The organism is Conexibacter sp. DBS9H8, assembly GCF_023330685.1.
Taxonomy (GTDB): domain Bacteria; phylum Actinomycetota; class Thermoleophilia; order Solirubrobacterales; family Solirubrobacteraceae; genus Palsa-465.
Map to the genome: position 1 here is coordinate 1,053,267 of NZ_CP097128.1, position 23,702 is coordinate 1,076,968.

22 protein-coding genes are annotated in these 23,702 nt (G+C 72.7%); 15 read left to right on the forward strand and 7 right to left on the reverse strand.

Annotated features, from left to right (window positions below):
* Positions 1 to 10 precede the first annotated feature (10 nt).
* From M3M55_RS04960 to M3M55_RS04985, 6 genes are read left to right on the forward strand one after another with little or no spacing between them, the layout of a single operon-like run.
* Positions 11 to 739: a cytochrome c biogenesis protein gene (locus M3M55_RS04960; RefSeq protein ID WP_249011722.1), complete on the forward strand. Its 729-nt coding sequence runs from the start codon at positions 11 to 13 to the stop codon at positions 737 to 739.
* Between the two features lie 31 nt (positions 740 to 770).
* Positions 771 to 1,058, forward strand: coding sequence for a hypothetical protein (locus M3M55_RS04965; RefSeq protein ID WP_249011723.1), 288 nt, complete (start codon positions 771 to 773; stop codon positions 1,056 to 1,058).
* Positions 1,055 to 2,395, forward strand: a complete 1,341-nt coding sequence (hemA, locus tag M3M55_RS04970; protein ID WP_249011724.1) for a glutamyl-tRNA reductase — start codon at positions 1,055 to 1,057, stop codon at positions 2,393 to 2,395. Before M3M55_RS04965 ends, hemA begins: the two co-directional genes overlap by 4 nt.
* Positions 2,396 to 2,405: 10 nt before the next feature.
* Entirely contained in the window at positions 2,406 to 3,344 is a 939-nt protein-coding gene (hemC, locus tag M3M55_RS04975) for a hydroxymethylbilane synthase (protein WP_249011725.1), read from the forward strand.
* Positions 3,341 to 4,798, forward strand: coding sequence for a uroporphyrinogen-III C-methyltransferase (gene cobA / locus M3M55_RS04980; protein ID WP_249011726.1), 1,458 nt, complete (start codon positions 3,341 to 3,343; stop codon positions 4,796 to 4,798). The genes hemC and cobA overlap by 4 nt, the downstream gene beginning before the upstream one ends.
* Positions 4,770 to 5,624 carry an S-adenosyl-l-methionine hydroxide adenosyltransferase family protein gene (locus tag M3M55_RS04985; RefSeq protein WP_249011727.1) on the forward strand — a complete coding sequence of 285 codons (855 nt, stop codon included), beginning with the start codon at positions 4,770 to 4,772 and terminating at the stop codon, positions 5,622 to 5,624. Before cobA ends, M3M55_RS04985 begins: the two co-directional genes overlap by 29 nt.
* A gap of 48 nt (positions 5,625 to 5,672) precedes the next feature.
* Here M3M55_RS04985 and M3M55_RS04990 read toward each other — a convergent pair whose 3' ends face one another.
* Entirely contained in the window at positions 5,673 to 7,541 is a 1,869-nt protein-coding gene (locus M3M55_RS04990; RefSeq protein WP_249011728.1) for an arylsulfotransferase family protein, read from the reverse strand.
* 333 nt (positions 7,542 to 7,874) lie between these two features.
* Here M3M55_RS04990 and M3M55_RS04995 point away from each other — a divergent pair, with 333 nt between their 5' ends.
* Together M3M55_RS04995 and M3M55_RS05000 are read left to right on the forward strand one after the other, a co-directional pair.
* On the forward strand, positions 7,875 to 8,564 hold the full coding sequence (locus tag M3M55_RS04995) for a biotin--[acetyl-CoA-carboxylase] ligase (RefSeq protein WP_249011729.1): 690 nt from the start codon (positions 7,875 to 7,877) through the stop codon (positions 8,562 to 8,564).
* Between the two features lie 36 nt (positions 8,565 to 8,600).
* On the forward strand, positions 8,601 to 9,017 hold the full coding sequence (locus M3M55_RS05000) for a VOC family protein (RefSeq protein ID WP_249011730.1): 417 nt from the start codon (positions 8,601 to 8,603) through the stop codon (positions 9,015 to 9,017).
* Positions 9,018 to 9,073: 56 nt separating this feature from the next.
* Here M3M55_RS05000 and M3M55_RS05005 read toward each other — a convergent pair whose 3' ends face one another.
* Both M3M55_RS05005 and M3M55_RS05010 read right to left on the reverse strand, forming a co-directional pair.
* Positions 9,074 to 9,451 carry a VOC family protein gene (locus tag M3M55_RS05005; RefSeq protein WP_249011731.1) on the reverse strand — a complete coding sequence of 126 codons (378 nt, stop codon included), beginning with the start codon at positions 9,449 to 9,451 and terminating at the stop codon, positions 9,074 to 9,076.
* 179 nt (positions 9,452 to 9,630) lie between these two features.
* Positions 9,631 to 13,104 carry a DEAD/DEAH box helicase gene (locus M3M55_RS05010; protein ID WP_249011732.1) on the reverse strand — a complete coding sequence of 1,158 codons (3,474 nt, stop codon included), beginning with the start codon at positions 13,102 to 13,104 and terminating at the stop codon, positions 9,631 to 9,633.
* A 182-nt stretch (positions 13,105 to 13,286) separates the two neighbouring features.
* Here M3M55_RS05010 and M3M55_RS05015 point away from each other — a divergent pair, with 182 nt between their 5' ends.
* The 7 genes from M3M55_RS05015 to M3M55_RS05045 are packed head-to-tail and all read left to right on the forward strand — an operon-like array spanning position 13,287 to position 19,430.
* Positions 13,287 to 13,748, forward strand: coding sequence for a GNAT family N-acetyltransferase (locus M3M55_RS05015; protein WP_249011733.1), 462 nt, complete (start codon positions 13,287 to 13,289; stop codon positions 13,746 to 13,748).
* Positions 13,745 to 14,161, forward strand: a complete 417-nt coding sequence (gene dtd / locus M3M55_RS05020; RefSeq protein WP_249012446.1) for a D-aminoacyl-tRNA deacylase — start codon at positions 13,745 to 13,747, stop codon at positions 14,159 to 14,161. The genes M3M55_RS05015 and dtd overlap by 4 nt, the downstream gene beginning before the upstream one ends.
* Before the next feature lie 56 nt (positions 14,162 to 14,217).
* On the forward strand, positions 14,218 to 14,994 hold the full coding sequence (locus M3M55_RS05025; protein ID WP_249011734.1) for an ABC transporter permease: 777 nt from the start codon (positions 14,218 to 14,220) through the stop codon (positions 14,992 to 14,994).
* Positions 14,991 to 15,791 carry an ABC transporter ATP-binding protein gene (locus tag M3M55_RS05030; protein WP_249011735.1) on the forward strand — a complete coding sequence of 267 codons (801 nt, stop codon included), beginning with the start codon at positions 14,991 to 14,993 and terminating at the stop codon, positions 15,789 to 15,791. The genes M3M55_RS05025 and M3M55_RS05030 overlap by 4 nt, the downstream gene beginning before the upstream one ends.
* Complete coding sequence (locus M3M55_RS05035; protein WP_249011736.1) at positions 15,788 to 16,312, forward strand: hypothetical protein; 525 nt, start codon at positions 15,788 to 15,790, stop codon at positions 16,310 to 16,312. Before M3M55_RS05030 ends, M3M55_RS05035 begins: the two co-directional genes overlap by 4 nt.
* Positions 16,309 to 17,376, forward strand: coding sequence for a glycosyltransferase (locus tag M3M55_RS05040; RefSeq protein WP_249011737.1), 1,068 nt, complete (start codon positions 16,309 to 16,311; stop codon positions 17,374 to 17,376). The genes M3M55_RS05035 and M3M55_RS05040 overlap by 4 nt, the downstream gene beginning before the upstream one ends.
* The gene (locus M3M55_RS05045) at positions 17,373 to 19,430 is read left to right on the forward strand and encodes a hypothetical protein (RefSeq protein ID WP_249011738.1); all 2,058 of its coding nucleotides are present in this window, start codon (positions 17,373 to 17,375) and stop codon (positions 19,428 to 19,430) included. The genes M3M55_RS05040 and M3M55_RS05045 overlap by 4 nt, the downstream gene beginning before the upstream one ends.
* Positions 19,431 to 19,661: 231 nt before the next feature.
* On the opposite strand, the gene M3M55_RS05050 is transcribed toward M3M55_RS05045, so the two are convergent.
* The 4 genes from M3M55_RS05050 to M3M55_RS05065 are packed head-to-tail and all read right to left on the reverse strand — an operon-like array spanning position 19,662 to position 23,564.
* Positions 19,662 to 20,585 (reverse strand): NmrA family NAD(P)-binding protein, encoded by a 924-nt coding sequence (locus M3M55_RS05050; RefSeq protein WP_249011739.1) that lies wholly within the window; start codon positions 20,583 to 20,585, stop codon positions 19,662 to 19,664.
* The gene (locus M3M55_RS05055) at positions 20,582 to 21,607 is read right to left on the reverse strand and encodes an SDR family NAD(P)-dependent oxidoreductase (RefSeq protein ID WP_249011740.1); all 1,026 of its coding nucleotides are present in this window, start codon (positions 21,605 to 21,607) and stop codon (positions 20,582 to 20,584) included. Before M3M55_RS05055 ends, M3M55_RS05050 begins: the two co-directional genes overlap by 4 nt.
* Positions 21,604 to 22,866: an NAD(P)/FAD-dependent oxidoreductase gene (locus tag M3M55_RS05060; protein WP_305883317.1), complete on the reverse strand. Its 1,263-nt coding sequence runs from the start codon at positions 22,864 to 22,866 to the stop codon at positions 21,604 to 21,606. Before M3M55_RS05060 ends, M3M55_RS05055 begins: the two co-directional genes overlap by 4 nt.
* A complete protein-coding gene (locus M3M55_RS05065; protein WP_249011741.1) occupies positions 22,863 to 23,564 on the reverse strand; it encodes an SDR family oxidoreductase in 702 nt (233 codons plus the stop codon). Before M3M55_RS05065 ends, M3M55_RS05060 begins: the two co-directional genes overlap by 4 nt.
* Positions 23,565 to 23,702: the final 138 nt, after the last annotated feature.

Sequence of the window (23,702 nt, forward strand, 5' to 3'; positions counted from 1 at the left end):
AGATCTGACCATGTCCCCTCACGTCAAGCACCTGCGCCCCCTGACGATCGCGACGCTGATCACCTTCGTCGCCGGGCTCAGCCTCACCTTCTTCTACGCGCCGATCGAGCTCAACGAGGGGTTCGTCCAGAAGATCTTCTACATCCACGTGCCGCTGGCGATCGTGTCGCTGTGCGGGTACGTGCTCGGGGGCATCTTCGGGCTGATGTACCTGCGAACCGGAAAACGGGTCTGGGACATGCGTTCCTACTGCGCGATCCACATGGCGCTCATCTTCTCCATCGGCGGGATCGTCGCCGGATCGATCTGGGCGAAGGCCGCATGGGGCCACTGGTGGGTGTGGAGCGAGCCGACGCTCGTCTCCTACCTGATCGTCATCCTCCTCTTCTGCACCTACCAGCCGCTGCGCTTCAGCATCGAGGATCCCGAACGCCAGGCGACCTACGCCGCAGTGTTCGCGGTCGTCGGTGGTGCGTTCGTGCCGCTCAACTTCATCGTCGTGCGGCTGTCGGTGCAGTACCTGCACCCACGGGTGTTCAACCTCGAGGGAGGCAACCTGCCCGGCTCGATGGCCCTCACCTTCTACGTGATGCTGCTCGCCGTCGCGCTGCTGTTCGCCACGCTGATGAAGTACGAGATGCTCGCCAAGGAGACCCGCGGGCAGACCCGCCGGCTGCGCCGGCGCCTGCTCGGAGATGAGAACGTCGCCCCGATCGGACGCAGCGCCGCCCCGCTGTGACCTGACCCCCCTGACAAAGTAGGCCCACCCGATGTCCCTGATCGCCACCGGAACCGATTTCCTCAACTTCCACAGCTCGGTGAAGTTCGTTGCCGGCGCCTACATCTTCGTGCTCGCGGTGATCTTCACCTACGTGGCGATCATGGCTGTGCGCCTGGGACGCAACCAGCGTGAGCTCGCCGAGCTGCGGCGCCTCGTGGACGAGCGGGAGGCCGAGCAGGCGATCACCGGCGCCGGTCAGGCGACGCCGGGCGCCGAGCAGGTCGTCGCGGCGCGGGAGGCAGACGCCGAGGCGGTCCGCTCGGAGCACCAGTTGTGAGCGAGCTGCTCTCGCTCGGTCTGTCCCACAAGACCGCACCCGTGGAGGTGCGTGAGCGTCTCGCCTTCAACGGGGAGCAGCTCACCGGGCTGCTGCGCGAGCTGCGCGGCAGCGATCAGATCGACGAGGCGGTCGCGATCTCGACCTGCAACCGGACCGAGCTGTACCTCGTCGTCGGGGACGCGCTGGAGGCCGAGAGCCAGGTGCTCGCCACCCTCGCGCGCAAGGCGGGGATCCGGGCGACCGAGCTGACCGCCTCGATGTACTCAGAGCGCAACTGTGACGCCGCCCGCCGGCTCTACCGGGTCACCGCCGGGCTCGACTCGATGATCGTCGGGGAGGCGGAGATCCAGGGTCAGGTCAAGCGCGCGTATGAGTTCGCGCTCGAGCGCGACGCGACCGGGCCGCTCACCAACCACCTGTTCAAGGCGGCGCTCGCGACGGGCAAACGCGTCCGCTCAGAAACCGCGGTCGGGCTCGGCGCCCTCTCTCTGCCGGGGGCCGGGGTTGTCCTCGTCCGTGAGGCGCTCGGCTCGCTCGAGGGTGCGACGGTCGTGATCGTCGGGAGCGGGGAGACCGCCGACCTGTGCGCCCGGGCCCTGCGCGGCAGCGGCGCCTCCCTCATCTTCGTCGCCGGCCGCCACGCCCTCCGGGCGATCGCGCTCGCCGAACGGTCCGGCGGTCGGGCCGTCCGGATCGACGAGCTGCCCGAGGTTCTCGCCGCCGCTGACGTGGTGATGACCGCCACGTCCTCCCCGCACATCCTGATCGAGGCGCGCGCGCTCGCTGAGGTGATGGCCCAGCGTCCCGAGCGGTCCCTGCTGCTCGTCGACCTCGCCGTCCCGCGCGACATCGACCCCGACTGCGGTCAGATCGCCAACGTCGCGAGCTTCGACATCGACGACCTCGAGGCGGTCGTGCGGCGCACCCGGCGGGTGCGTCGGGATGAGTCCTCCCGGGCCGAGGGGATCGTCGAGCAGGAGATCCAGAACTTCGCCGCCTGGCTCGGCTCGCTGGAGGTGCGCCCGACGATCGCGGCGCTGCGCCAGCACGCGGAGGAGATCGTCGCCGGCGTGCTGGCCGAGAACGACGGGCGTTGGGAGTCGCTGTCGGAGCGGGATCGGGAGCGCCTCGACGCGGTCCTCCACGCCGTCGTCAACCGGCTTCTGCACCGTCCGACACTGCGGATGAAGGAGCTCCTTGACGACCGCGTCCACGGCCGGATGGCGCTCGTCCGCGATCTCTTCGGCCTTGACGTCGATGACGACGGGGCGATCGGATCGGCGGCCGCCGACGTTGCGGATCTCAGCGAGATCCGTCAGCTGTCCCAGGCCTGAGGCGACGGCCGTGCCCCTCCGGATCGGGACGCGCAACAGCGCGCTGGCGCTCGTCCAGGCGCGCTGGGTCGCCGACCGGCTCGGGGACGACGTTGAGATCGTCGAGGTCACCACCGCCGGTGACCGCGGCCAGGCTGTGTCGGACAAGTCGCGCTGGGTCTCGACGCTCGAGGTGGCGCTCCTGGCCGGGGAGGTGGACGTCGCCGTCCACTCAGCCAAGGACGTCCCCGGGGAGCTCGCCGACGGCCTCGCGCTGATCGCGGTCCCGACCCGGGTCGATCCGGCCGACGCCCTGATCGGCTACGGCAGCCTCGCCGCCGTCCCCTCCGGAGCCCGCGTTGGCACCTCGAGTCTGCGCCGGGCCGCTCAGTTGCGGACCCTGCGGCCCGACCTGGAGGTCCGTGAACTGCGCGGCAACGTTCCGACCCGGCTCGCCAAGCTCGACGCCGGTGAGGTCGACGCGCTCATCCTCGCCGCCGCCGGACTGGTCCGGCTCGGCCTGGGGGACCGGATCGGCGCCCGCCTCGGTGAGTTCGTGCCCGCTCCCGGGCAGGGCAGCCTCGTCGTTGAGGCCCGTGCCGGGGATACCGCGACCCGTGCCCGGTTCCACCCGGCTCTCCATGATGTCGGCGCGGGCATGGAGCTCGCCGCCGAGCGCGCGCTCGCCCAGACCCTCGGCGCCTCCTGTCACACGCCGATGGGCGCCCGGGCGATCGGTCCGGGCGGCGCGGGCGCCCCCGCGATCTCGGGCGGCTCGGACGGGCGTCGGCGGCTCGCCCACGTCAAGCTGACCGGCTGGGTCGGGCTGCCCGACGGCAGCGAATGGATCTCCGACCGCGCGGTGGGAACGCCCGAGGATGCCGCCCGGGCGGTCGCCGAGGCGATGCTCGCCGTCGGCGCCGGCGACCTGCTCGCTCGGGCGGCGAGGATGGAGGAGGCGACCCCATGACCGTCTATCTCGTCGGCGCCGGACCGGGCGATCCCGGTCTGATGACCCGCCGCTCACTCGAGCTGATCGCCGCCGCCGACGTGATCGTCTATGACCGGCTGATCCCCGACGGCGCGCTCGACGGTGCGCGGCCGGACGCCGAGCTGATCTTCGTCGGCAAGGAGGGCGGCGGCGAGCAGGTCCCCCAGGCGCAGACGGACCGGCTGCTGCTCGAGCACGGCGCCCGCGCCGGGATCGTCGTCCGGCTCAAGGGCGGTGACCCGTTCGTGTTCGGGCGCGGCGGGGAGGAGGCCGAACTCCTCCGCGCGGCGGGCATCGAGTTTGAGATCGTCCCCGGGGTGACCGCCGGCATCGCCGCCCCCGCCTACGCGGGGATTCCCGTCACCCACCGCGATCTCGCCTCCTCGGTCGCGTTCCTCACCGGCCACGAGGATCCCGCCAAGACCGAGAGCGCCCACGACTGGGATGCCCTCGCGGCGTTCCCCGGGACGCTCTGTGTCTACATGGGCGTCCGGCAGCTCGAGGGGATCGCCGCCCGCCTGATCCGTGGGGGACGGGACCCGGACGAGCCCGCCGCGCTCGTCCAGCGCGGCACCTTCCCGACCCAGCGAACCGTACGGGCCACCCTCGGCACCCTCGCGGTGGTCGCCCGTGAGCAGCGGATCGGGGCGCCCGCGATCGCCGTCTTCGGCCCGGTCGCCCAGATGCGCGAGCAGATCGCCTGGTTCGAGCGCCGGCCCCTGCACGGCCGGACGGTGGCGGTCACCCGGGCCCGCGCCCAGGCCTCCGGCCTTGCGGTCCGGCTCGCGGCCCTCGGCGCCCGCGTGATCGAGGCACCGACGATCCGGATCGTCGAGCTTCCCGGTCCCGTTCCCGACCTCACCGGAGTCGATCTGATCGTGTTCAGCTCCGCGAACGGTGTGGGCGCCTTCTTTGGGCGCCTCGCGGCCGCCGCGGTCGATGCGCGGGCCCTCGCCGGGCTCCGGGTCGCCGCGATGGGTCCGGGGACCGCCCGCGCCCTCGCCGAGCGGGGGGTCCGCGCCGACATCATCCCCGATCGGTTCATCGCGGAGGGGATGGTCGAGGCGCTGTCTGCGCTGACGATCGCCCGGGCGTTGATCGTCGGTGGAAGAGAGGGCCGGGACGTGCTCGCCGACGCGCTCACCGCGCGCGGGGTGGCCGTCGAGGTCGCCGTCGTCTACGAGAACGTCGTCGATCCGCTCACCCCGGAGACGCTCACGGCGCTGGCGGGCGCCGACTATCTCACCTTCACCTCCGCCTCCTCGGCTCGCAACTACCTCGATGCGGGCGGTCCGGTCGCCGGGCGCCGCGTGAGCATCGGTCCGGCGACGTCGGCCGCCCTCACCGAACGAGGGGTGAGCGTCGACGTCGAGGCGACCCCACACGACCTGGATGGCCTGATCGGTGCGCTCGTGGCCGACGCGCAGAGCTGACCCGGCCCCGCCGGTCATCACGCTGCTCACCGACTTCGGGCACGCCGACATCTACGTCGGCGTCCTGCACGGTGTCATCGCCCTCCTCTGCCCGCAGGCGCGGGTGATCGATCTCAGCCATGAGGTCCCGCCCGGCGACGTGCTCGCCGGCGCCCTCGCCCTGCAGGACGGCCTGGCGTTCCTCCCGGTCGGCATCCACGTCGCGGTCATCGACCCGGGGGTCGGCTCGGACCGTCGGCCGGTCGCCCTCCGCACCCGTGACGGGCGCATCCTCGTCGGGCCGGACAACGGGGTCCTCAGCCCGGCGGCCCGGTCCGCCGGCGGGGTTCAGGCGGCCGTCGATCTCCGCGACTCCCCGCTCGCCCTCGACCCCGTGTCGGCCACCTTCCACGGTCGGGACCTGTTCGTCGCGGTTGCGGCCGGCCTCGCTGGGCCGGCCACGCTGCTGACCGCCGGGGTGCCCGTCGATCCGGAGGAACTCTGCGAGCTCTCCCTTCCCGAGCCGGTCCCGGACGGGGACGGGGACGGGAACGGCCTCACGGTGACCGTCACGGCGGTGGACCGGTTCGGCAACCTCGCCGTCTACGCCCGCCCTGACGATCTCACCCCGCTCGGGTTGGCGCCCGGCGCGGTGTTCTGTGCCTGGCATGGTGCCCGCCGCTGCTTCGGCCGCTACGGGGAGACGTTCTCCGACGTCGGCCGCGGCCGCCTCGTCCTCCACCGCGACTCGACCGGTCGGATGGCCCTGGCGGTCAACCGCGGGCGCGCGGACGCGCTGCTGGAGGCGGGAGCCGGCGCCGAACTCCGGCTCGTGCCCGTCCACTGAGCCGCCGCCGCCCGACGCCCGCTCGAGAGCCCTCGCCGCCCCGGCGCCTCAGCCGACGTGCGCGACCGCGGAGGTTCCGAGCACCGCGCCGGCGCCGGTGAGGGCCTGGACCTCGAAGTACGGGCCGGGCCGGGGCGAGCGCATCTCCGTCTCAAAGCCGCTGTCGGAGAAACGGCGCACCTCCGCGAGGCGAGTCGGGCTCGGCCCGGCGAGGATCCGCCACTGGTTGACGTCCGTCGCGCCGTTCCAGCTCGCCCACAGCACCGGCACCCCTTTGACCTGGCCGACGGCGAGCGCCGGAGGGGTGAGCGGCTGGCCGGACCAGGCGAACCGGTAGGCGCGGTAGCTGCCGCTCGGCGCGGCGAAGTGGGCGTCGAAGATCATCTGCCCGCGCGCGTTGTACTCGCTGAAGTACGGCTGCTCACCCCAGCCGACGAACCACCGTCCGGCGGGAAGCTCCTGCACGCTGCCCTCGAAGAAGGCGAGCAGCTTGGGTGTGTGCGTGACCTGTCGGACGAGGGTGGCGGTCATCGTCGTGTCATTGAGTCGGATCTCGATCCCGCGCGACTGGGGGTGGACGACCGGAGGGCCGGCGCCGTCGTCGAAGATCGTCAGCGCCCCGCCGGGATTGACGACGAGGTCGTGCTGGAACGCCGTGACCGTTCCGGGTCCCATCTTGAAGCTCGAGTGGCGTCCTCCGAGCTCCCACAGGATCGCGCCCGTCGTCGGGTCGATCTTGTACATCGCGCTCATGTTGCGCATCGAGATCACCGGGTCGCCGTCCGGGGCAAAGGAGATCGAGTTGATGTGGAACGGGTCCTGAATGCGGCCGGGCACCTTCGGTCCGTACAGGTAGGAGCCGTTCGGGTTGAGGTGGTCGAGGGCGTCCCACTGGTACAGGACGAGCCCGGTTTTGATGTCGATCTCCTGGATGAAGTCGTTGAGGACCGGCCGGTGGACGCCAGGCAGCCAGAGTGGCGTGTCGGCGATGATCCACGCGTCCCCCGCGTTGGTGACCCTGAACGCGTGCAGGTCCATCGGCAGCCCGTTGCCGGCGTGAACGGTGGCGATCTGCTGGTAGTGGGTGTTGTCGATAATCCCCTCGCCGCTGCCGACCCCGTTGGACTGGGTGCCCTCGAAGTAGGTGAGCACCGGCGCGTTGTCGAGCTGCTGGACCCGGAAGTCCGTTATCAGCTCATTACTTGCCAGTGGCGTCGGGGCGTACCAGACGAGCTGTCCGCGCGGGTTGAGGATCATCGGCCCGTTCTGGACCGGCCCGAACTGGGGGGCGACGAAGATGTCGCCGTCCGAAGCGGGCGCCCGGTTCACCGTCACGTCGACCTTGGGCGGATGAAAGCCCGGCTCGGAGTGGAAGCTCTGCAGGGTCGCGGCCCCGCCCGGGGCGGCGGGGAGCTTCTCGGCCTTGAGCGGGAACGCGGGATGCTCGATCTGAAAGCTGAAGCTGCCGTTGGTCGCCCCGGCGATGTTGAGGACGGTGCGCACCGTCACCGTCTCGTCATGGATGAACGGGCGGTTGGGAATGAAGCTTCCCCCGTTCCCGTCTGAGTCGGCGACGATCCGGCCGGAGTGGACCCCGCTCACCGACCCGATCACCGTCACCGGCCCGATCTCGGCGGCCGGGATCCCGCGGAAGGTGATCTGCGTGTCGGGCATCTCGTAGTGGTCACCCGGGGTCGGGTAGACGGTGACGATCGGCGGCGTTGCGGCCCGGGCGACGCCCACGCCCTCCGCGCCGGCGCCGAGGCCAATCGCCGCGACGACGGCGACGGCGAGCAGACGCCCGGTGATCGCGGCGGGCCATCGCGCGGCCCGTGCGCCGGAGCGGCGTCCGACGGCGGCCGGCCCCGGTCGACGCGGGCGGGCGGGTGGAGGGGGCAGGTGTTCCGACAGATTCACGTTTTCAGTTCTCTCAGGTCGCGGGTCGGGTGAGCGTCAGCGCTTTATGCGGACGAAAGATCGTCTTTAGCTGAGAGTGAGGTGGGTCCCGCTCGTCGGTCGTCCGTGATTCGCGCACAGCGTGAGAACGAACCGGACGGGGAAAAGGTGCCCGGACGCCGTTCTCTGGCATGCCAGGCACGGTGGCGGTGCGCCGCGCGCCACCGGCCACCCCGTCCCGCGCCCGCCGTCCCGCGTCCGCGAGAGTCCGGCGGTGAGAGCCCGCCGGTGAGAGCCCGCCGGTGAGAGCCCGCCGGTGAGAGCCCGCCGGTGAGAGCCCGCTAGTCTCGCCTCGTGCTCGGCCAGCCCCGCGTCCACCTTCGCCGTTGCGCCTCCACCAACGCCCACGCCCGCGGCCTCGCGGCCGCCGGCGCACCGCACGGCACCCTCGTCACAGCGACCGAGCAGACCGCCGGACGCGGCCGGCAGGGGCGCACCTGGACCGCTCCACCGGGTTCGAGCGTGCTGATGAGCCTGATCCTGCGGGACCCGCCTGCGCTGCTCTCCCTCGCCGCCGGCGTCGCCGTCGCGGCGACGGCCACCGCCTGCGGTGCCCCTGCGGTCGCGCTGAAGTGGCCCAACGACGTCTGGGTCGACGGCGCCAAGGTCGCCGGGATCCTCGTGGAGGGCCGCCCCCAGGAGGGCTGGGCCGTCCTCGGGGTCGGCCTCAACGTCGCGATCGCCCCCGACCAGTTCGGACCCGACCTCGCCGGGTCCGCGACGAGCCTCAATCTCAGTGCCGCGGACGTCGAGCCGGTCCTGACCCGCCTGCTCGCCGAGCTTGAACAGTGGATCGCCGAGCCCGACCGGGAGGTGATCGCCGCCGTCCGGGCCCGGGACGCGCTCACCGGCCGCCCCGTCCGCTGGACGCAGGGGACCGGTACCGCGGCGGGCATCGACCCCGACGGGCGCCTGATCGTCCACACCGCCGACCGCTCCGAGGTCCACCTCGACGCCGGCGAGGTCCACCTCGAGCTCACCTGAAACCCCGCCACCCCGACCGGAAAGGACCCCTTCAGGATGCCGCCCGCCTACGTCCACACCTGCGTCCGCGTGCTCGACCCCGCCCGTTCCCGGCGCTTCTACGAGCGCCTCGGCTATGAGTACCGAGGCCGGCTCCAGTTCGAGACGGCCTACAACCTCTACCTCGGTCTCCCCGGGGGCCCCGACACGCTTGAGCTCACCGTCAACCTCGGCCGTAGCGAGCCCTACGACCTGGGTGACGGCTACAACCACATCGCCCTCACCGTGCCCGACCTCGACGCGCTGCTCGCCGATCTTGCCCGCGACGGGATCGCACCGGAGAAGCCGCCGTTTCATCCCGGCGGCCGCAGGGAGTACCGGATCGCCTTCATCCAGGATCCGGACGGCTACCGGATCGAGCTGATCGACGGCGGCACCTTTCCGACGCCCCAGGACCCCGATCCCGAGGGCTGACGCAAAGCGCCCCCTCTCAGGCCCGGTCCACCGGGACCGGGCCTGAGCCACCAGCGTCAGGCGCTGCGCTCGATGATCTCGATCCGGTAGCCGTCGGGGTCGCGGACGAAGCACAGCCGCGACCCGCCCTCGCGGACGGAGTAGGGCGGCTTCTCCGGCCTCACGCCCGCCTCGGCGAGGCCGGCGAGCATCGCGTCGAGGTCCTCGGTGGTGATCGCGATGTGCCCGTAGCCGGTGCCGATCTCATACGGCTCGGTGCGGTCGATGTTGTAGGTCAGCTCGAGTCGCGGGCCGTCGCCGGGCATCCCCATGAACGCGTTGATCGCCTCCTCGCCGATCGGGAGGCGTCGCAGTTCGCTGAAGCCGAGCAGCTCGTAGAAGGCGACGGACCGGTCGATGTCGGTGATGCGGTAACAGGTGTGGATGAGAGGCATGAGCCTGAGCCTAGAGGGATCCGAAGGCCGTCACGGGGCGGGGGCCGGCTCGGTCCGCGACGCCTCGGTCACGGAAATGAGAAAGCGGCGCACCTGCGAATCAGCTGGCAGGTTTTCCCCGCCCCGCTCGATCCGATGATGGCGATCCGGCGCGGCACCGGGCCGATCTCGCGCTGGGCTCAGGCCGCGTCGAGGTCGAGGACGGTCTGCTCGAGCTCCGGCCGTCCGAGCCCGGGGCCGACGTCCCCGTTCCCGTTGGCTGCGGGGGCGGGCGGGCGGCGGGCGGGCGGGCGACGGCGGGTGGGGGTCGCGGCGGGTTCGGCCGCGGTGGCGGTCTTGGTCCGCCGGCGGGTCGGCTTGGCGGCCGGAGCGTCCGCGTCTCCCGTGGGGGTGGTGGCCGTCGCGGTTGCGGGTTCGGCCGCGGTGGCGGTCTTGGTCCGCCGGCGGGTCGGCTTGGCGGCCGGAGCGTCCGCGTCTCCCGTGGGGGTGGGCGAGTCCGCGACCGGAGGCTCGGACGCGGCGGCCGGGCTCGCGGTGGCGGTCGCTGTCGTCCGCCTGCGCTTCGGCTTGGCAGCCGGCGCGTCTGCGGCCTGCACGGTGCTCGCGGAGGATGGCGCCGCGACCGGCTCGCCCCCCGCCGGTGTGGCCTCCGGTGCCGGTTCTGAGGTCGAGGTCGTCGTCCGGCGCCGCCGCGTTGACCGCCGCCGCGTGGGTGCGTCCGCCGACCCATCCGCGAGGGTGCCCGCGACCGCGGTCACCCCTTCGGCGTCAGCCCCGGTCGGCGTGGACGTCTCCGCGGCGCGGTCGCCGGCGCCGGGGGTGTCGTGTACCCGGGCACTGTCGCGACCGGCCTCGACGTCAGTGCCGGTCGGGGTGGCCGTCGCGGCGACGGGGGCCGCGACGCCGTTGGCTCCGCTCCGGGCCTTGCGCCGGCGCTTGGATCCCTTCTTGTTCTGCTTGGGGAAGTTGCGCAACAGCTCGCGGGCGAGTGCGGCCGGCTTGCGGGCCATCCGTGTGCGGGCACCGCGAAGGGCCTCCTCCGCCTCCGGGGTGTGGGCGAGCGCGGCGGCGAGCAGCGCCGCGGCCAGGCGGCGGTCCTGGGTGCGGGTCGCGTGGACGAGGCGGCGGGCGTTACGGGCGTGAGCGGAGCCGGAGGAGTTGACGAGCAGGCCGAGTAGCCGCTTGGTCTCCGGCCAACGCTGGGCGGCGTACTCCTCGTGTACCTCACGGGTGTACTCGGCCATCCGCCAGATCCAGGCGTTCGCCTGGTCCCGCCGGCCGATCCGGCGCTCGGCGAGGGCGAGCAGCATGATCTTGACGCCTTCGCGCCGCTCGTCCTTGGGCCAGGTGCCCATCAGGTCGATCGCGCTGTCGAAGGCCTCCGCGTCCCGGCCGGCGGCGATCTCCTGCAGCGCGCGAATCCGGATCTGCGCGGACCGGTTGCGCTGCAGGGCGTTGATCAGGAAGCGCCGGCGCAGCTCGCCCTGGCGGTCGAAGTGCAGCATCGCCCGGGCTCGCCGCCAGCCGTTGACCTGCACGCGGGCGCCCGCGAGGGCGGCCCAGACATGCTGCTCGCCGTAGTCGAGGTGCTCGACCGCGATCCGCCACAGCTCCCGCTCGAACACCTCGGCGCGCCGCTCCGGATCCGGGGTGACCGGCAGCACCCGGCGCTCGACCCGGATTCGCCGGCCTCGGCCGCGCCGGACCGGTCCGACGACGATCGCTCCGCCCCGGTAGACGTCGCGGTCGAGCAGGGAGTGGAGGGTGACAACCGGGTCGTCATGCTTGGTCGCCGGGTGGACGAAGTCGATGACGATGCCGGCCTCCTTGCCCGGGTGCCGCCGGGTGACGCGGCCGACTCGCTGCTGGTAGATCCGTTTGGACGCGGTCGGGGCGAGGTGCATGCAGATCGTCGCCCGCGGGCTGTTCCACCCCTCCGCGAGCAGCTGGGCGTTGACGAGGACGTCGACCTTGCCCGCCTCATAGTCGGCGAGGATCCGCGCGAGTTCACGTTTGGGCGTCTCGCCCGACACTGCCTGGGCCTTCATCCCGAGTGCCCGGAACGACTCGGCGACGTTGTAGGCGTGCTTGACCCCGGCGGCGTAGACGACGCCGGGCATGTCCGCGAACCGCGTCTTGTAGAGGTCGGCGATCGCGAGGTTGAACGGCGTCTGGTCGAGCAGTTCGGCGAGCATCTCCTGGTCGAACTCGGTGTCGACCTCCCCGCGGCGCAGCGGAACCTTGGCGATCGTGCGCACCCCCGGGCCGGGCGGGATGCGGATGCAGCGCAGCGGGGCTATGACCCCCCGGCGGGCAGCCTGGGCGAGGTCAAAGCGCGAGGTCTGGGTCGGGAACAGGTCGGTGACGTGGCGGGCGATCAGGGCGCCCGTCGCGGTCATCCCGATCCACACCGGCTTGTCCCAGGAGCGGATCTGGGCCGAGGTCTTCTCACCGAGGGCGGTGTGGGCCTCATCGCAGATGACGACGGTGTAGGCGTCGGAGATCTTGCCGGCGTTGCGGACGAACCACTGGTAGGTCTCGACGGTCACCGGTCCGTTGGCTGCGTCCTGGCCGACGAGCAGCGGGGCGCACAGCCGGTCCCGGTAGCCGCGGGTCTTGATCTCGTCGATGAACTGATCGACGAGGTTGCGCCGGTGGGTGAGGATCAGCACCCCGCCGGTGCGGGACGCCTCGACAAAGCCCATCGCCGCGACGGTCTTGCCCGCCCCGGTGGCATGTTCGAACCAGAAGCGGCGGTCCGCGCCGGGATCCTCGACGTCGACGACCGCGTCCTCATCGAGGCCGCCATGGTCGTCGGAGAAGTCCTCGGGCTCGTAGTCGTCGGCCTCCTCCTCCGGGTCGTCGAGGTCCTCCTCACCGGCGGGCTCCTCGGGACCCCCGGCGGCGAGGGCTGCGAGCTCGTCGTCGTCGTCCTCGTCCTCGTCGTCCTCGTCGTCCTCGTCGTCGTCGTCCTCGTCGTCCTCGTCGTCGTCCTCGTCCTCGTCGTCCTCGTCCTCGTCGTCGTCGTCCTCGGCGGCGTCCGGCCAGTCGTCGTCCTCGGACTCGTCGTCGATTCCGTCCTCGTCCTCGTCCTCGGGGTCCGTCCCCCCATCCTCGGGGTCCGTCCCGTCGGTCTCGGGCTTCGCGTCCTCGTCTTCGGCATCTGGGTCCCCGTGCCCGGCGCGAGTGGCGACCCCGACGTTGAGCGGGGCGGCCCGGCCCGTCTGCCCGCCTGCGCTCGCCGTCTGCCCGCCTGCGCTCGCCGTCTGCCCGCCTGCGGTCGGGTCGTCGAATTCGGTCGCGGCGGCCGCGGCGGCCGGCGTGCCCGCCTGGGCGAGCAGGGCGGTCAGCGTCCCTGACAGCGCGTCGACCTGGTGGGGGTTGAGGGAGGTGCCGTCGGCAAGCCTGGGCTCATCCTCGGAGAGCACCCGTTCGAGCCCGAGCAGGAGCGAGAACTCACGACGCCACTCCAGCGACGGGACGGTGAGGCCGCGCTTGAGTTCGATCAACGCGGCGTCGAGGGCCCGTCGCCGCGGCGTGCCCGGCGCGAGGGCGTCCTCACGGGTCTCCCCGGGATGGAGAAACGCTTCACGTGTGAACGTCTGCGCTCGCGTGATCGCGGCAGCACTCGGAAACGGGGTGCGGTCACCCATAGGCAATGAAAAGTGGTCTCAGGTAGGGAGCCGCGGTCACCATCAGCTGCGGCTCGGAATGCGCTCGAGTCCCGACTGATCCGGCGAGGGTTCCCCGAAGCGGTTCGCACCCCCCTCCGCCGTGGCCGGGCAGGAAGATGGAGTGCATTTAAGCAGACCGTCCGTCTGTCAAGCTTCCAGGGGTGGGCATTGAAGCGCCGTACACCCCGCAGAGCCCGGCCTTTGAGATCCGACGGGTCCAGACCCGCCAGGAGCTCGCGGCGGCGATGGCGCTGCGCTATGAGGTTTTCTGCAAGGAGCAGGGGGTCCCTCGGCATGAGGAGCGCGACGGCCGCGACCATGACGCCCTGCACCTGATCGCCGTCCACGACGGCCACCTGCTCGGCACCTGCCGGCTCGTGTTCGTCGGCGCGACGGTGCAGTTCAGCCGGCTCGCGGTCGCCAAGAGCGCCCGCCGGTCCGGGATCGCCAGTGAGCTGCTGCGAGCGACGGATGCGGAGACCCGCGCGGGTGGTGCCAACCGCATCGTCCTCCATGCCCAGACGTACGCCCGGTCGCTCTATGACAAGGCGGGCTACGTCGTCACCGGACGAGAGTTCGTGGAGGCGGGCATCCGTCACGTGGCGATGGAGCGGCTGCTCTGAGGGCGCTCATCCAGCGGGTGAGCGAGGCGTCCGTCAGCGTCGCCGGGGAGCGGGTCGCGGCAATCGGCCCCGGGCTGCTCGTCCTGCTCGGGATCACCCATGCCGACACGGAGGCGGACGTCGACCGCCTCGCGGTCAAGGTCGTCGCCCTGCGGATCTTCCCGGACGCCGGCGGGGCGATGAACGCGCCGCTCGGAGACCGCGAGGTGCTCGCCGTCAGCCAGTTCACCCTGTACGGGGATACCCGCCGGGGTCACCGGCCCTCGTGGGGCGCGGCGGCCCCCGCCGCCCAGGCCGAGCCCCTCTATGAACGGTTCTGTGCGCGGCTGGGGGCCCGCCGTGGAGTCTTCGGTGCGGACATGGCGGTGGCGCTGATCAACGACGGTCCCGTGACACTGATGCTGGAAACCTGATAATCCCGGTGGACCGGGCCGCCTCACGCCAGGCGGCCGGGTCGCGCCGAGCCTCCATGTTGTCCTACCGCTTCCTCTTCACCCAGCTCGTGCGCCGCGAGTTGCGCCAGAAGTACAAGGGCTCCGCCCTTGGGATCCTCTGGTACCTCGTCAACCCGCTCGTGATGATGGGCGCCTACACGCTGATGTTCGGGGCGATCCTCAAGGTCGCCCGCGTCCCCGACTACCCGCTGTTCCTGATGGTCGGCCTGTCGGTGTGGACGTTCTTTCAGACGTCGCTCACCGCGGCGGCGGACTCGCTCATTCTCCAGGGCAGCCTCGTCCGCAAGGCCCGGTTCCCGCGGGAGGCGATTCCGGCCGCGACGGTCACCGTCCAGCTCGTCACCCTCGCCGCCGTGCTGCTCCCCGTAGCCCTGATCACGCTCGTCATCCGGGGGAGCTGGACCCCGTGGCTCGTGCTCGTGCCCGTGTTCATCGTCTGCCTGTACGGGTTCGTGCTCGGCCTCGCCCTTGCCGTCTCGGTTCTGCACGCCTACTTCCGGGACGTGTTGCCGATCATCCAAGCTGGGCTGCTGCCGCTGTTCTTTCTCACCCCGATCTACTTCGAGACCTCCAAGTTCAGCTTCGTGCACCGCCACCCGTGGGTCGGGACCGTGCTCAACTGGGTGAACCCGATCGCCCCCTTCCTCGAGGGCCTGCGGGCGATCATCTATGGCGGCTCGGGGCCGGGACTTGGCCGGATTCTCTACGGGCTCGTCGCCGCCGCGGTCTCCCTCACCGTCGGGCGGATCCTGTTTGACCGGCTCCAGGGGGAGCTGGCGGTGGTGTTGTGAGCGTCCCGCTGCTCACCGAGCCCGCGGCCGCCACGATCCCCCTCGCGCCCGGGGAGATCCGGCTCGAGCACGCCTGTCGCACCTTTGACGTCCGCGCGGACGCCGCGGGCACGCTCCGGGGCCTCGTCTCGCGCCGCCGGTCCGAGGGGCCCGAGCGGATCCCCGCGCTCGTCGACGTGAACCTGCGGATCCGCCCGGGGGAGACGGTCGGGATCATCGGCCGCAACGGCGCGGGCAAGACCTCGACGCTGAAGGTCCTCGCCGGGATCATCCCGCTCCACAGCGGCCGCGCCGACTGCGGCGGACGGGTCGTCTCCCTGCTCGAGCTCGCCGCCGGCTTCTCCCGTGACTTCTCCGGGCGCGAGAACATCTACCTGCAGGGCGCGCTGTATGGGTTCGGCCAGGCGGCGATTGACGCGCGGATGGCGGAGATCGTCGCCTTCTCCGAGCTCGGGCACTTCATCGACGTGCCGATCCGCACCTACTCACAGGGGATGCTGCTGCGCCTCGGCTTCGCCATCGCCGTCCACCTCGATGCCGACGTGATGCTCATCGACGAGGTGCTCGCCGTCGGCGACGAGGGGTTCCAGCGAAAGTGCCTGACCCGGATCGCGTCGCGGATCACCGCCGGCGCGACGCTCGTGCTCGTCTCCCACGACCTTCGGTCGATCGAACGCGCCTGTGCCCGGGTGATCGTCCTTGATCACGGTCACGTCGTCTTCGACGGGGAGGTCGCCGACGGGCTTGCCCGCTACCGCGCCCTCGTCCGGGATGAGGAGGAGGCGGCGGGAACATGACCACACCCGAGGACGCCCTCGACCGGGCCCGAGCGGCCGCCCACGCCCGCCGGGATCGCTACGGGGAGGTCTCGCCGACCCGGCTGGGCCCGCCCTATGACCGGATCCGCGCCCGGCTGTCGGAGTGGGCGGTCCCCGACCCGACCGGCTATGAGATCCGCTCGGTGCGCCGGGTCGGCGCGCCGATCACCTGGCTCAAGCGCGGCCTCGTCCGGCTCCTCTACCAGTTCCACGCCCAGCTGATCGCCGACCAGTCCCGCTTCAACCTGCTCGCGCTCAACTACGTGCGGACCCTCGAGGAACGCATCGACGCCCTCGAGCGCGCGCTCGCCGACGCAACGCCCGCAACGCCCGTCGTCGTCGCAACGCCCGTCGTCGTCGCGGCGCCCGTCGATGCCGCCGCCGGCCCACCCTCCTCCGCGCCCGCCGACCCCGCCGCCGGCCCACCCTCCTCCGCGCCCGCCGACCCCGCGGCCCACCCCGACGGCGCGCCTGAGACCTCGGTCGGGGGGTTGCGGTGACCGTCGTTCACCAGCTCCTCTCCGGCGCCGGCCCCCACGACGCGATCACCACCGAGGCCGGGGTGTTCCGCGCCCACTTCACCGCCTGGGGCTGGGGTGGGGAGGACCACGCCTACCGGATCCACCCGCGCCTCGACGCGCCGATCCAGCCGGCGGCCGCGCTCACGCCCGCCCCCGACGACGTCGTCCTCCTGCACCACTCGGCCGGCTGGCCGCGGCTCGATGACGTGCTGACCCTCCCTGGCCGCAAGCTGCTGCTCTACCACAATGTCACCCCGGCCGCCTGGTTCTGGGTTGACGTGCCGGGCCTGGCCGCCCACTGCCAGCTCGGTCGTGACCAGCTCACCGCGCTTGTCGCCGCCGCCGACGCGACCGCCGCGGACTCCGCCTTCAACGCCGGCGAGCTCGCCGCCTACGGGGCGGCGAACACGGTGGTCGTCCACCTGCTGCTCGACCGGGCGCGTCTCGGTGCCGGTGACCCGGTGGTCACCGGCACCGCCCGCCGGACCGCGGGCATCCGCGTCCTCTTCGTCGGACGGCTCTCCCCGCACAAGCGACAGGACGAGGTGATCCGTGCCTTCGGGCTGTACCGGCGCGTGCACGACCCCGCCGCGGTGCTCACCCTCGTCGGGGATCCGATCGGTGAGCGCTACGTCGAGGAGCTCCGCGCCCTCGCGGATCGGTACGCGCCGGGGGCGGTGACGATCGAGAGCGGGCTGTCGGAGGCCGAGCTCGCCGCCCGCTACCGTGGCGCAGACGTGTTCCTCTGCCTGTCTGAGCACGAGGGTTTCTGCATCCCGCTGCTGGAGGCCTTCAGTTTCGGCGTGCCGGTGATCGCCCGGCCCGCCGGAGCGATCCCCGAGGTCGCCGGGGACGCGGCCCTGCTCGTCCCCGACGCCGACCCGGTCGTCGTCGCCGAGCTGATCGCCCTCCTCGCCGAGGACGCGCCGCTCGCCCAGGAGCTGATCCGCCGCGGCAGTGAGCGCCTGCGTGCGTTCGCCCCCGAGGCGATTGCGCCGCGGCTCGCGGCGGCCGTCCGCGCGGCTGAGAGGGTGGCGGCGTGACCGTCCTGTCCCCGGTGCGGGGCCTCGTCGCCGGACCCGGCGGAAGCGTGCGCCCGCGGCGGGCCTGGTGGATCCCGGTGATCTGCGGCGCCCTCGCGCTCGCGCTCGCGCTCGGGGCCGGCGCCTACCACCCCCACGCACTCCCTCAGACGGTGCTGATCGGGGCCGGCTCGGTCCTCCTGTGCGCGGTGTGCGGGGACGCCCTGGCCGTGCTGCTCGTCCCGCCGGCCTGGCGGACGGTCCGTCCGCTGCTGACCGTCGCCTTCGGCGCGGCGGCGAGCGGGATCGTGCTGATGGCCTTCGGGGTCGCCTTCGTCCCCCTGCACGTGAGCCTGTGGCTCACCCTCGCGCTCGGGCTCGGCGCCTCCTGGTGGGTGCGCCGGCGTGAGCGGGCCGCTGCCGGGGTGGAGGCCGGCTCGGACGCCGGAGTCGCGGCGCGCGGGCGAAGCGGGCCGCGAGGCCCGAGTGCCGGGGTGGCGGCGGTCGGCCCGGGGGGCGCTGACCGCCTCGCCGGTGCCTGGGCGGCGGCCCAGCGCGGAGATCTCGCGATCTGGGCCGCCGTGCTCGGCATCCTCTTTCTCGTCCTGATGATTCCGGCGTGGCGGACCGGGGCGCTGACCATCTACGGCCAGAACCCCGACTCGAGTCAGGTCGTCGGGATCGCCGTCCTCTTCCAGCACATCCCGCCGACGCACACCGACAACGCGCTGCCGCCGAACGTCGTCCCCCAGGCCTGGCGGTTCCGGTACCCGATCTTCTATCCGCTCGCCGCGGTCGCCAACCTGCTCCACGCCGATCCGATCCGGGTCTTCCCGGTGCTCTCGGCGCTGCTCGTGCTCATCACCGCCGTCGGCTTCGCCCTCGTCGCGGTCCGCTGCTTCCGTGCCCCCGCCTGGTCAGGCCCGGCGATCGCGGCGCTGATCGGCTTCACCTGGATCCTCCAGTACCTCGCCTGGCACCCGTACTGGAACCAGCTGTGGGGCACCGCGATGCTCCCCTACGCGCTCCTGTTCGGCTGGCAGGCGATCGAATCCCGGGACGGGACGAGTGCGATCGCCTGCGTGGTGATGCTGCTGATGCTGTGGTTCGCCTACCCGCTGGCGATCCCCTACCCGCTTGTCATCCTCGCCGCCGTGCTCGCGGTCAACTGGCAGCGGCCGCGCCTGCCCCGGGTCAGCGGCGCCCGTGGCTGGCTCGCCGCGGTCGCCGTGCTCGCCCTGCTCACCCCGGCGGTGATCGGGAGCGTGCTCAAGCTCAAGGAGGCGATCGTCCAGCTGCTGACGCCCAACAGCGCCCTATGGGGCGGGGACGTCACCCACTTCATCAGCTACAGCACGTTCGCGGGCACCGGCGGTGGGCCGCTGAGCGCGATCCTCGTGCTGATCGCCGCCGCCTACGGATGCTGGCGCCTTGGCCCCCGGCTGCGGGTCAGCGTCGGTGTCGTGATCGCCGCCCTGCTCCTGCTCGACCTTCGCTTCCGGCTCACCGCCTCTGGCCCCTATATGGATTTCAAGCACCTCTCCTTCATGGGCCTGATCGTCCTCAGCCTCGCCGCCGCCGGGATCTTCTCCCGGCTCAGCCGGCCCGGCTGGATCCGCTGGGTCGCGGCGGTCGGGCTCCTGCTGTGGGTCTCCGGGGCGGTCAGCTTCGACCGCACCGACGCGGTCAGCCAGAACGAGCAGGTCACCCCCCAGCTCTTCCAGATCCGCCAATGGGCCCACGCGCTGCCGCGGGGGGCGAGCGTCCGGGTCGACATCCCGCCCGGGGACGGCGGCATGCAGCTGTGGGCGGTGCAGATGCTCGCCGGCCACCCGGTCGACAGCTATGAGCCGGTGCTGAACACGACCTACGCCCACGCCGCCCCGGGTTTCCGTGCCGACTACTCCCTCGCCCTGGCGATCAACCCGGCGACCGGCGTGCCGATCCCCGCACCGCGGTTCACCGTCAACCCTCCGCTGTTTGCCAACCAGCTCTTCGTCCTCCGCCGGATCGACTGGCCCGCTCGGGATGACGGGGTCGCCCAGACCGCCTCGACGCGGCTCGTGCAGCCCTGAGCGTCCTCTGTCGGGGGCCCCGGGGACCCCTGACTGGCCGCGCCCCGCCCTCCTCGGGCGCGCTCACGGCAACGACGGGGGAGAAATGTGTCGTGGGAACGCATTAGTCCCCCGCCGTTGGGTCCGCCCCGTCGCCCGTCGCCCGTCGCCCGTCGCCCGTCGTCCGCCAGCCGCCCGCCAGCCGCCCGCCAGCCGCCTGAGCCGCCCGCCCGCCCGCCCGAGCCGCCCGCCCTACCCCCGCCGGGCGAGCTCCGGATCCTCGGCGACCGCCCGGCGCAGCGCCTCATCGAAGCCGACCGGACGGATGTCGAAGAGGGACATCCCGGAGGGATCGTTGACGACCGTCGGGATCGCCAACCCCTCCACGAGCGGCCGGGCGACCCCCGCATCGACAGGGGTCACGAGTCCGATCCACAGCGACGACAGCCACGGCGTGATGAACGGCACCGGGATCCGCGGACGCTGGGGCAGGCCGAGCACGGCCGCCATCCGGTCGAGCATCTCCCCGTAGGCGAGCACGTCCGGCCCACCGATCTGGACCTCCCGCCCGGCCGACGCCGTGACGGTCCGGGCCTCGGCGAGGTACGCGAGCGCGTCATCGATCCCGATCGGCTGGGTCGCGTTCTTCAGCCAGGCCGGGGCGATCATCGCCGGCAGCCGTTGGACGAGGTAGCGCAGCGTCCGGTAGGACTCCGACTCCGGTCCGACGACCATCCCCGCCCGGAAGTAGGTGAGCGGCGGACCGTGCTCGGCGAGCATCTGAGCGGTCTCATGGCGGGAGCGCAGGTGGGCGGAGTGGGGCCGCTCCCCGAGGCCGCCGAGGTAGATCACCCGGCCGACGCCCTCCCGCGCGGCCATCTCGGCAAACGAGGTCGCCGCCCGCCGTTCCCGCGCGGCGAAGTGACCGTCGCCACCCCGGCCCATCGAGTGCACGAGGTAGTAGGCGACGTCGATCCCCTCCCCCGCACCGCGCAGGCTGCCGGCGTCGAGCACGTCGCCGCGGCGCAGCTCCGCCCCGGCGCGGGCGAGCTCGCGCGCCCGCGGGCTCGACGGGTCACGGACGAGGCAGCGGATGCCGACCCCCTCGCCGAGCAGGCGCCGGCTGAGGCGCCCGCCGACAAAGCCCGTCGCCCCGGTGACGAGGACCGTGCTCACCCGACCCCACCCCGATCGCGCACCGCCGTCGAACCGGCACCTGCGACTGACCCGGCCTCTCGCCATCCGCTGAGCGCGCACAGCTGCCGCCACAGCCCCGCACGCTCGGCCTCCGTCTCCCGGGTGCGGGCAAGCAGGTGAACCGGACGCCGGCGCCGGTCATGCCAGAAGCCGCCGCTGCCGAGCACCGCCGGGTCGGCGCCGGCCAGCCACACCGTCGTGTCCGCCCCCTCCGCCGGGGTCCGCAGCAGCGGGCGGGTGAGCCGGTGAAAGCGCGGCAGCGCGTCGCGCACCCCGGGGGTGTCGGCCCACCCGGGGTGCATCGCGTGGGCGCCAACCCCGATCGGGGCCCAGCGCCGGGCCCACAGCCCGGTGAGGATCACCTGCGCCCGCTTGCTCGCGGCATAGGCGCTGACCGCTCGGTAGTCACGTTCACGTTGCAGGTCGCCGACGTCGATCCGCTGACCGTACATCCCCCCGGAGGAGACCGTCACCACTCGACCGGCCGGCGCGGCGGCGAGCGCCCCGACGAGCAGGTTGGTGAGCAGGAACGGTCCGACGACGTTGGTCGCGAAGGTGAGCTCGATCCCGTCGGCTGACAGCGTCCGCTGTGGCGCCATCACCCCTGCGTTGTTGATCAGCCCGTCGAGCGGGCGCCCGTCCGCGACGAGCTCCGCCGCACACGCCCGCACCGACGCGAGCGAACTGAGGTCGCAGGCATGGACGCTGATGGCACCGGGGCCGGCTGCCGGGCCGGCCCCGGCGATCGAGCGCGCCACCTCCGCCCCCCGCTCGGTGGAGCGCACAAGCAGCGCCACCTCGGCACCGAGCCCGGCGAGCGCCTGTGCGGTCGCCTCCCCGAGGCCGGAGGTCGCGCCGGTCACCGCGATCCGCCGCCCGTCGAGGCGGGGGAGGCCATCGGCGTCCGGCCAGTGGCGGGCGCGCAGGTGGTAGCCGGGCCGCGAGTAGCCGAGCACGATCGTACGGTCGAGGAGACGGTCGAGCACCTCGGCGCCGCTCATCGCGCGGTGTGGTCGAGGCGGCGCCGGACCGCGGCGGCGGTCCGCTCGCCGCTGAACATCGCGCCCTGCAGGGAGGCGGTGTCGCGGTGGTCGCCGCAGACGAACAGGCCGCCGCCGATCTCGACGCGGCGCCGGATGGGCAGCGGCGGGCGTTGGTCGGGCTGGCCGTGGGGGATCACGTCGGTGCGGATCAGCTCGAGGTCGGACCGGTCGGCGTCGAACCAGCCGGCGAGCTGGTCGCGGACCCGTTCGCCGAGGTTGGGGTCGGTCGCGGCGGGGCCGGGGACCGCGGCGACGACGAGCGCCCGGCCCGGCGGGGCGTAGCTGGGAGCCACCTCACTCATCACGACGACGTTGGCGGCCGGGCCGCCGCTGACCCCGTCGAGCAGCAGCCACGGGCCGCGCACCGGGGCGGCCCGCAGGGAGAACCAGCAGGCGGCGACCGGGCGTGAGCCGGGGTCGGGGACGGTGGCGCCGATCAGCCGGTGGGCACTTGGGCCGTCGGTGGCGACAACGACGGCGCGGGCGCCGAGCCGCTCCCCGGCGGCGGTCAGCACCCCGGTGGCCGACACCTCGCGGACCGGGGTGGCGAGCCTGAGCCGGTCCGGGGGGATCGGGGCGGCGAGCCGGGCGGGGATCGCGCCGATCCCCGCCCGCGGGACCCCGGTGCGGCCGAGGGCGAGCATCCGCAGGGTGATGTCAAAACGCCGGGAGGACACCGCGAGCTCCGGGTCGAGCTGAATGCCCGCGAAGAACGGCCGCCAGAACGCGTCCGTGAACCGGGCCGAGAAGCCCGCGCGACGGAGTCGCTCCCCCGTCGTCGTGTCCGGCCGGCGCAGGAGCTGCCGTGGCGGGGTCGCACAGACGTCGAGGACGAGCCGGGTGAGGGCGAGCTTGTCCGCGACCGTCGCGACCGGTGAGCGGACGGTGGCGAGCAGGTCCTGGGGGTGGCGCAGCGGGTTGGCGAGACGGGCGAGTGCGGCGGTCGTGTCCGTCGCGGCGGTCCGCACGAGCGCGCCGGAGGTGAACGGGCTGACCCCGAGTGCCTCGAGGTCGAGGCGCCGGCGCACCTGCGGATAGGCGCTGAGGAGGATCTGGAAACCACGGTCGAGGCGGAAGCCGTCGATCTGGTCGGTGCGCACGCGACCGCCGATCCCGTCGGAGGCCTCGAGCACGGTCACGTCGACCCCGGCCCGGACGAGGTCGGCTGCGCAGACGAGGCCGGCGACCCCGGCGCCGACGACGATCACATCGCTCATGACCCGAACGCCTCCGAGGGCAGCTCTCGCGCCCCCGATTCGATCGCCTCACAGATCGTCTCGGCGACGTCGGCGGGGTCGAGGCCGCGCGGCAGCGCCGGAGCCTGGCCGGCGAGCGCGCGGGTCGCCAGCCCCGTTTCCGTGTGGGGCGGGCGCACGTCGAGCACGCGCACCCCGAGGCGGCGGGCCTCGCGGGCGAGGGCCTCATCAAAGCCGCGAACGGCCGCCTTGGATGCGGCGTAGGCGGCCATGTGCGCCATCGCCCTCCCCGGCTCGGCGATCACACCGGAGATGTTCGCCAGTGTTCCCCCGCGGCTCATCTGCGGCAGGGCCGCCCGGGCGAGCAGCATTGGAACGAGGACGTTGATCTCGAGCAGTTCCCGGAGGACGACGGCTGACAGATCTGTCGCGGGACCGAAGGCGACGACCCCGACCGCGTTGATCAGCACGTCGAGGGAGCCGGTCGCCTCGCTCGCCAGTTCGACCGCCTCCTCACAGGCGTCCGAGTCGCACAGGTCGGCGACGAGCCGGCCGCCGCGGGCCGGGAGGAGGTTGAGTCGGTTCGCGTCCCGGCCGACGGCGGTGACGATGGCGCCGCGCTGGTCGAGGGCGGCGGCGAGCGCGCTGCCGAGCCCGCCGCTTGCACCCGTCAGCAGCACGGTCGCGCCGGTGAGCGGCGTGCCGTCCGTCGCGCTCACCGGGGAGCTCCGGACTCGGGACGGCGTGTCTCGGCGAGGTTCGGCATCGGGGCTGAGGTGCATGTCATACGCGCCGCCTCCAGCGGACGTTGTTCAGATCGTGTTGAGATAGTAACGGTCCCAGCGTATCTGTAGAGA

Excerpts from the sequence above, each read along its gene's own strand:
- M3M55_RS05035 (WP_249011736.1), top strand. The coding sequence starts at position 15,788 with ATGACCACACCCGAGGACGCCCTCGACCGGGCCCGAGCGGCCGCCCAC.
- M3M55_RS04965 (WP_249011723.1), top strand. The coding sequence starts at position 771 with ATGTCCCTGATCGCCACCGGAACCGATTTCCTCAACTTCCACAGCTCG.
- cobA (WP_249011726.1), top strand. The coding sequence starts at position 3,341 with ATGACCGTCTATCTCGTCGGCGCCGGACCGGGCGATCCCGGTCTGATG.
- M3M55_RS05005 (WP_249011731.1), bottom strand. The coding sequence starts at position 9,451 with ATGCCTCTCATCCACACCTGTTACCGCATCACCGACATCGACCGGTCC.
- M3M55_RS05025 (WP_249011734.1), top strand. The coding sequence starts at position 14,218 with ATGTTGTCCTACCGCTTCCTCTTCACCCAGCTCGTGCGCCGCGAGTTG.
- M3M55_RS05000 (WP_249011730.1), top strand. The coding sequence starts at position 8,601 with ATGCCGCCCGCCTACGTCCACACCTGCGTCCGCGTGCTCGACCCCGCC.
- M3M55_RS05010 (WP_249011732.1), bottom strand. The coding sequence starts at position 13,104 with ATGGGTGACCGCACCCCGTTTCCGAGTGCTGCCGCGATCACGCGAGCG.
- M3M55_RS04960 (WP_249011722.1), top strand. The coding sequence starts at position 11 with ATGTCCCCTCACGTCAAGCACCTGCGCCCCCTGACGATCGCGACGCTG.
- M3M55_RS05055 (WP_249011740.1), bottom strand. The coding sequence starts at position 21,607 with ATGAGCGGCGCCGAGGTGCTCGACCGTCTCCTCGACCGTACGATCGTG.
- M3M55_RS05060 (WP_305883317.1), bottom strand. The coding sequence starts at position 22,866 with ATGAGCGATGTGATCGTCGTCGGCGCCGGGGTCGCCGGCCTCGTCTGC.